An 8181-nucleotide genomic window follows, 5' to 3' on the forward strand; every position below is an offset into this window, starting at 1 on the left:
AGCTAACCAGTACTAATGATCCGTGAGGCTTAACCTTACAACACCGAAGGTGTTTTGGATTTGAGAGATAGATATTTTCAGCGAAGTTCCGAGATTGGATTGGCTGGCTGGGTAGAAATACCGAGCGGGTTGATTGAAACAGAATTTGCCTGGCGGCCATAGCGCGGTGGTCCCACCTGATCCCATGCCGAACTCAGAAGTGAAACGCCGTAGCGCCGATGGTAGTGTGGGGTCTCCCCATGCGAGAGTAGGACACTGCCAGGCATCAAATCAAGCCAAGACCCCATGCCAAAAGCGTGGGGTTTTTGCTTTTCTGCTATCCGATAAATATCTACATACCAATAAACAGTTAGTAACCGATAATAGGTTGCCTCAGCCGCTACCATTCTCCATGTAATATATCTGAAATTATATCGCCAGATGACACCTAACTATCTATATCTGCAGAGGATTTTGCAGTATATAAAATGATTACGGCTGTCCACTAAATTTTATAGACTGAAATTTCATCAATGAAACATTTTCAGGTTGCAGCAGATTGCTCGACTTTCCTCCAAAAATCCGCTATCTTCAGGCATCTGGAAGTCTAAACGTATAAACGGATATATTGAGGATATAGGCATGCCAATTCGGGTTCCTGATGAATTACCAGCAGTGAGTTTTTTACGTAATGAGAATGTGTTTGTCATGACCTCATCGCGTGCAAAAACTCAGGAAATTCGTCCCCTGAAGGTGTTGGTTTTAAATCTGATGCCTAAAAAAATTGAGACGGAAAATCAATTCCTGCGTTTACTCTCCAACTCACCCCTACAGATCGATATTCAATTGTTGCGAATTGATAGTCGCGAATCAAAAAATACGCCAGCTGAGCACCTGAACAACTTTTATTGTGATTTTGAAGATATTCAGGAGCAAAATTTTGACGGGTTGATTGTGACAGGGGCTCCTCTGGGCTTGGTCGATTTCTGTGATGTTGCTTATTGGCCGCAAATTGAGCGCATTATTGCCTGGGCAAAAGATCATGTAACCTCAACTTTATTCGTGTGTTGGGCGGTACAGGCAGCCTTAAATATCTTATACGGTATTCCTAAGATGACGCGTGAGACTAAGCTCTCAGGCATTTACCAGCATCAAACAGATAAACCACTGGCACTGCTCACGCGTGGTTTTGATGAGACATTCCTGGCCCCACACTCTCGTTATGCCGATTTCCCCGTTGAGGTACTTCAGCAATATACTGATCTGGATATTCTGGTTTCTTCGGAAGAGGCCGGTGCATATTTGTTTGCCAGTAAAGACAAGCGAGTCGCTTTCGTCACCGGTCATCCTGAATATGATGTCGATACTTTAGCGGGGGAATATCAACGAGATCTGGCTGCCGGTCTGAATCCACAAATCCCACTCAATTATTTCCCCAATGATAATGCTTCATTACCCCCAAAAGCATCCTGGCGTAGCCACGGACATCTGTTATTTGCTAACTGGTTGAACTACTACGTTTACCAAATCACACCATTTGATTTACGTCATATGAATCCTACTCTCGACTAACTTTCCTCCTCCCGGAATGTTAATAAAGGCGGCTGAATCGAGCCGCCTTTCTATTTTTTGCTCGAATATACTCCATTCATCTTGACTTAAACTGGTCTGATCTCTTTATCAAACAACGAGTTACCATGAGATAAAGTCATTAATGGAAGCTGGTTCCTATCTATCTAACACTTAGCATTATGTTAACAATATGATAAATAAAGATTAAAAAATTATTTTAAATAAAAATGGAAATCGTTTTTGATTTTCTTAATTAATTGATTATTCTTAGTCCTGTCGGGGTGAAAAGTGACCATATAATCTAGCCTTCAATTTCCGGTTGGAACACATTATCCGATACGAATCCAAGAGTGACGCTACATTAGCGTTGATGTGAAAGCCGTGAGATTGGAAAGGGGAAGGGAAATGACACAACAGTTAGTCGGCACGGAGTTAGTTTTTACACAGCATTTTAATGCTGCTGAAAGACAGGTTTTACCGGATGAAGCGATCGAATTCTTGACCGAATTGGTGGTGAAATTCGCACAGTCACGTCGTGAACTCCTTGCCGCACGGGTATCCTGGCAAAAAAATATCGATCAAGGTGCCTTACCGGATTTTATTTCGGAAACTAATTCCATTCGTGAAGGCGACTGGAGGATTCAGGGGATTCCTGCTGACTTACGTGATCGTCGGGTGGAAATTACCGGGCCGGTTGAGCGCAAAATGGTGATTAATGCTCTCAATGCCAACGTAAAAGTCTTTATGGCTGATTTCGAAGACTCGTTGGCGCCAAGCTGGGACAAAGTGATCGATGGTCAAATTAACCTGCATGATGCGGTAAAAGGCACGATTTCCTATGCAAATGAATCCGGCAAGATTTATCAGCTCAAACCCAATCCTGCGGTACTAATTGCGCGAGTTCGCGGCCTGCACTTGCCGGAGAAACATGTGAAATGGCAGGGGGAAGATATTCCTGGTGGACTGTTCGATTTCGCTTTGTATTTCTATCATAACTATAAGCAATTACTTGCCAATGGCAGCGGCCCTTATTTTTATTTGCCGAAGATGCAGTCTTATCAGGAAGCCGCTTGGTGGAGTGATATTTTCACCTTTACCGAGCAGCGCTTCGACTTACCGCAAGGCACCATTAAAGCCACGGTATTAATTGAAACATTACCTGCCGTGTTCCAAATGGATGAAATTCTCTATCATCTGCGCCATCACATTGTTGGCCTTAATTGTGGTCGTTGGGATTATATATTCAGCTATATCAAGACACTGAAAAATCACGGTGATCGTGTGTTGCCAGACCGCCAATCGGTCACCATGAATAAACCATTCCTGAGCGCGTATTCCCGTTTATTGATCAAAACCTGCCATAAACGCGGTGCTTTAGCGATGGGTGGTATGGCGGCATTTATCCCGAATAAAGATCCGGTAAAAAATGCGCAAGTACTGGATAAAGTCCGTGCGGATAAAGAGTTAGAAGCCAGTAATGGCCATGATGGTACATGGGTAGCCCATCCAGGGCTGGCCGATACCGTGATGGAAGTCTTTAACAAGGTGTTGGGTGACCGGCCAAATCAATTAGAGGTTAGCCGAGCGCAGGACAAACCTATCACCGCCGCTGAGTTGTTGGAGCCTTGCAGTGGTGAACGCACGGAAGAAGGGATGCGCGCCAATATCCGGGTTGCTGTGCAATACATTGAAGCATGGATATCTGGCAATGGTTGCGTGCCGATTTATGGCCTGATGGAAGATGCCGCGACGGCAGAGATTTCCCGTACTTCTATCTGGCAATGGATACATCACCAGAAAAACCTGAGTAATGGTCAAACGGTGACAAAAGAGCTGTTCCGAAACATGTTGAGTGAAGAAATGCAGGTAGTGAAGCTGGAACTTGGCGCAGAGCGCTTTGATGGCGGGCGGTTTGAAGAAGCTGCGCGTTTGATGGAGCGAATTACAACACAAGACGAGCTTATCGACTTCCTGACACTACCAGGCTACGCACTATTAGCCTGAAATACCCTCCGTCCTTGAGGTTACAGCGGTGTTAGCTACGTTCACTCGCCCGAATCACTGACTTGTGTCAGCTCATCGGGGCTCGCTCGCTTGCTGCCTGGCTGTAACTCCAATGACTTTGGGGACCAAATCCTATTTAACCCTACAAAATTAAATAATAAGGAATATCGCCATGACTACCTCTCGTACTCAACAAATTCAGCAACTGGAACAGGAATGGAAATCACCGCGCTGGGAGGGCATTATTCGCCCGTATAGTGCCGAAGAAGTGATTAAATTACGTGGCTCAGTCAACCCAGAGTGCACTTTGGCGCAGCACGGTGCGAAGAGATTGTGGGAATTACTGCACGGCAAATCGCGTAAAGACTATATCAACTGTTTAGGTGCATTAACCGGTGGTCAGGCGCTGCAACAGGCGAAGGCCGGGGTTGAGGCCATTTATCTGTCAGGCTGGCAGGTCGCGGCTGATGCTAACACCGCATCAAGCATGTACCCGGATCAGTCGCTGTATCCGGTTGACTCCGTTCCCGCGGTGGTTAAACGTATCAATAACAGTTTCCGTCGCGCAGATCAGATTCAATGGTCGAATAATATTGAGCCGGGTAGCAAAGGTTATACCGACTATTTCCTGCCGATTGTAGCCGATGCGGAAGCCGGTTTTGGTGGTGTACTGAATGCGTTCGAATTGATGAAGGCTATGATTGAGGCGGGTGCTGCCGGGGTACATTTCGAAGACCAACTGGCGGCCGTGAAAAAATGTGGTCATATGGGCGGTAAAGTTTTGGTACCGACTCAGGAAGCGATTCAGAAGTTGGTCGCCGCCCGTCTGGCTGCGGACGTTCTCGGTGTACCAACACTGCTGATTGCCCGTACCGATGCTGATGCCGCTGATTTGCTGACTTCTGATTGTGACCCGCATGATAGCGCATTCATTACTGGCGATCGCACAGCTGAAGGATTCTTCCGCACTCATGCTGGTATTGAGCAAGCCATCAGCCGCGGTCTGGCTTATGCCCCGTATGCCGATTTGGTGTGGTGCGAAACCTCAACACCAGACCTGGCGTTAGCTAAACGTTTTGCTGATGCGATTCACGCACAATTCCCCGGTAAATTATTGGCTTACAACTGTTCCCCATCATTTAACTGGAAAAAGAATCTGACTGACCAACAGATTGCCAGCTTCCAGGATGAGCTGTCAGCGATGGGTTACAAATACCAGTTTATTACACTGGCGGGTATCCACAGCATGTGGTTCAACATGTTCGATCTGGCGCATGCTTACGCACAGGGAGAGGGCATGAAACACTATGTTGAGAAGGTTCAGCAGCCAGAATTTGCCGCTGTTGAGCGCGGCTACACTTTCGCGTCCCATCAACAGGAAGTGGGTACCGGCTACTTTGATAAAGTCACCAATATTATTCAGGGCGGCGAGTCTTCCGTGACAGCATTGACCGGCTCGACGGAAGAACAGCAATTTTAGCTCCACGATTTGAGTGAAAGGGTATGTTATCAAGAGCCTGCTTATGCAGGCTCTGTTCCGTATGGCGGAGGTGAGTATGGTGACAAAGCTGGAACAATTAATCGCGCAAACAATTTTGCAGGGGTTTGATGCTCAATATGGCCGCTTTCTGGAGGTCACTGCGGGGGCGCAACATCGTTTTGAGCAGGCTGATTGGCATGCGGTACAGCAGGCGATGAAAAAGCGTATTCACCTCTATGATAGTCATGTGGGTCTGGTGGTTGAGCAATTGAAACACATCACTGATCAACGCTGTTTTGATGTGAATTTTCTAACGCGAGTAAAAGAAATCTATACTGGCTTGTTACCGGATTATCCGCGCTTTGAAATCGCTGAAAGTTTTTTTAATTCAGTCTATTGTCGGTTATTTAAACACCGCGATTTAACCCCGGATAAGCTGTTTGTTTTCAGTTCACAACCAGAACGGCGCTTTCGTGAAATTCCCCGTCCCTTAGCGCGTGATTTTGCCCCCAAGGGAGATTTGAGCGGTATGTTGCAGCTGGTACTCAATGATTTGCCGCTGCGTTTACCCTGGGAGGATCTGCCCCGCGATATCGGCTACATTGCGATTGCATTGCGGCAAAATTTTACTGATGAGCAACTCGCAACAGCGCGCTTTCAAATTGCTAATGAACTGTTTTATCGTAATAAAGCCGCTTGGTTGGTGGGAAAACTGCGACTGGCTGACGAGGTCTATCCATTTCTGCTACCTATCCATCACAATGAATCAGGCGGGTTATTTATTGATACCTGCCTCACCAGCAAGGCAGAGGCCAGTATCGTGTTCGGTTTCGCCCGTTCCTATTTTATGGTTTATGCCCCCTTACCTGCGGCAATGGTGGAATGGCTGCGGGAAATTTTGCCGGGCAAATCGACTGCTGAACTGTATATGGCAATTGGCTGCCAAAAACACGGTAAAACCGAAAGCTATCGTGAATACCTAACCTTTGTTCATCAATCCAGCGAACAGTTTATTATTGCGCCTGGGGTCAAAGGGATGGTGATGTTGGTATTTACTCTGCCATCATTTGACCGGGTTTTTAAGGTCATTAAAGACCAGTTCGCGCCACAAAAAGAAGTCAGTCAGGCGAGAGTTTTAGAGTGCTATCAATTGGTTAAAGAACATGACCGAGTAGGGCGAATGGCGGATACCCAAGAGTATGAGAATTTTGTGATTGATAAGCATCGCATCAGCGCAGAATTGCTGACGGAATTACAGCGGGAAGTGCCGGAAAAACTGGAAGACTTAGGCGACCAAATCATCATTAAACACCTTTATATGGAGCGGCGGATGACGCCATTGAATCTCTATATGGAGCAGGCAAATGATCAGCAGTTGAAGGATGCTATTGAAGAATACGGTAATGCCATTAAACAACTGGCTGCGGCGAATATTTTCCCCGGCGACATGTTATTTAAGAACTTCGGGGTAACTCGTCATGGGCGCGTAGTGTTCTACGATTATGATGAAATTTGTTATATGACTGAGGTGAATTTCCGCGATATCCCGCCGCCACGCTATCCGGAAGATGAGATGGCCAGCGAGCCGTGGTATAGCGTATCTCCCAATGATGTTTTCCCCGAAGAATTTCGCCATTTCTTATGTAGTGACCGCAAAGTTCGGCACTTTTTTGAGGAAATGCACAGCGACTTGTTCCATGCCAGTTACTGGCGCGGTTTGCAGCAGCGTATCCGTGATGGGCATGTGGAGGATGTTTTTGCTTATCGTCGAAAACAACGCTTCTCCCAGCGGGTTTTAAATTAACGGCTACTGCGCGTGCGGATTTTGGGTTTGCGCTGTGCTCGAACTCCTCGCGTATTACATATACGCTCCGGGTTCTGCGCGCAGGGCGCACCTAAACTCCTTTCGCTCGCTACGCCTTGATCAGGAATGTAAAGAAGCACTGTTGTGTGTAATTAGTTCTCGATTCAGAGAGGTGAGGGCAGGCAGAAGAGTAAAGCGTCCGCGCCAGGACGGCGCGGCTCGAGCCTACAGGGAAGTATTTACGGCGTCTTTACGATCTGCTTGTTCTCACCGAACGACAAAGTTTTTATGCATTCGATTATTTAATTAACTCCGATTCCCGCCGCCGTATGATTGAGTTATTTCTTTCGCAGCATGAATAACCAATGCGCCAAGCTCTGTGACGCGATCGTCGGTAATACGCGATATCGGGCCGGAAATGGAAATAGCGGCAAAGGCTTCGTGATGTTCATCGAACAGACAGGCGGCGATACAGCGCAGGCCGAGAGCATGTTCTTCATCATCAAATGAATAGCCTTGTTTGCGAATCAGCGCCAGATTCTCTTTCAAGCTGGCTGGGCTGGTGCGGGTATGCTGCGTGTAGGCATGCAGCCCTTTTTTATGTAAAAGCTGAACCAGTTGGTCGTCTGGCAGGGTGGAGAGAAAAGCTTTACCGGCCCCAGAGGCGTGCATAGGCAGTTTGCCGCCAATCGGTGCGGACATCCGCATCAGGGCGGTACATTGCACTTGATCGATAATAATGGCCTGATAGTCACTGTGATCCAGCACGGCCAGATTAACGGTTTCACCGGATTCATCCATTAAACGGCGCAGCATCGGGTGAACCATAGCCAGCAAATTGCGGCTTTGCAAAAAGCTACTGCCGACAATAAAGGCATGTGCGCCCATCGTCCAAAGGCCTAAATCCCCCACCTGACGGACGAAACCCTGCTGTTGCATGGTGGTTAACAGGCGGTGAGTGGTGGAATTAGGTAAACCTGCCTGCTGTGCTAAATCTGTCAGTGCGACACTACCCTGTGCTTCGGAAATATATTCCAGTAATTTAAGACCCCGAGTCAATGATTGAACCTGACCGGTTGGAGCCGCCGCCATTTGCGCAGCTGCCTTGGGTTTCTTCCCCCGTTTGATCGCAATCGGTAACGCCATAAATCAGCCTCTCATCTATTATTATGGAACTCATTTTCGTTTTTAATTATGCATGCAAACCACAAAAATTGCTCATCCGATGAGTTTGGTTTCCTACCTGAAAAAGTCTCAACTGTGACTGGACTCATTACATTGACAACTTGTGCTAGGATGACAGATGAATTTTTCAGCATGTCTGATACGAATAAACAATTAA

6 protein-coding genes and 1 rRNA gene are annotated in these 8181 nt (G+C 46.9%); 5 read left to right on the plus strand and 2 right to left on the minus strand.

Annotated features, from left to right (window positions below):
• Positions 1-148: 148 nt before the first annotated feature.
• From rrf to aceK, 5 genes are all read left to right on the plus strand, one after another.
• Positions 149-264: ribosomal RNA gene (rrf, locus tag ACNSO8_RS00265) — 5S ribosomal RNA — on the plus strand.
• Positions 265-621: 357 nt separating this feature from the next.
• Complete coding sequence (gene metA, locus ACNSO8_RS00270) at positions 622-1551, plus strand: homoserine O-acetyltransferase MetA (protein WP_019080132.1); 930 nt, start codon at positions 622-624, stop codon at positions 1549-1551.
• A gap of 405 nt (positions 1552-1956) precedes the next feature.
• Complete coding sequence (gene aceB, locus ACNSO8_RS00275) at positions 1957-3555, plus strand: malate synthase A (RefSeq protein WP_418393478.1); 1599 nt, start codon at positions 1957-1959, stop codon at positions 3553-3555.
• Between the two features lie 172 nt (positions 3556-3727).
• Positions 3728-5035 (plus strand): isocitrate lyase, encoded by a 1308-nt coding sequence (gene aceA / locus ACNSO8_RS00280; RefSeq protein ID WP_046050053.1) that lies wholly within the window; start codon positions 3728-3730, stop codon positions 5033-5035.
• 76 nt (positions 5036-5111) lie between these two features.
• Positions 5112-6839: a bifunctional isocitrate dehydrogenase kinase/phosphatase gene (gene aceK, locus ACNSO8_RS00285; protein ID WP_026017917.1), complete on the plus strand. Its 1728-nt coding sequence runs from the start codon at positions 5112-5114 to the stop codon at positions 6837-6839.
• Positions 6840-7145: 306 nt separating this feature from the next.
• Here the strand turns inward: aceK and iclR are convergent, their stop codons facing one another.
• Positions 7146-7985 (minus strand): glyoxylate bypass operon transcriptional repressor IclR, encoded by an 840-nt coding sequence (gene iclR / locus ACNSO8_RS00290; RefSeq protein ID WP_019080128.1) that lies wholly within the window; start codon positions 7983-7985, stop codon positions 7146-7148.
• A gap of 11 nt (positions 7986-7996) precedes the next feature.
• Positions 7997-8181: hypothetical protein (locus tag ACNSO8_RS00295; protein ID WP_418393479.1), on the minus strand; the 185-nt coding region annotated here is incomplete at its 5' end.

This window comes from Yersinia sp. LJYL362 (genome assembly GCF_048323875.1).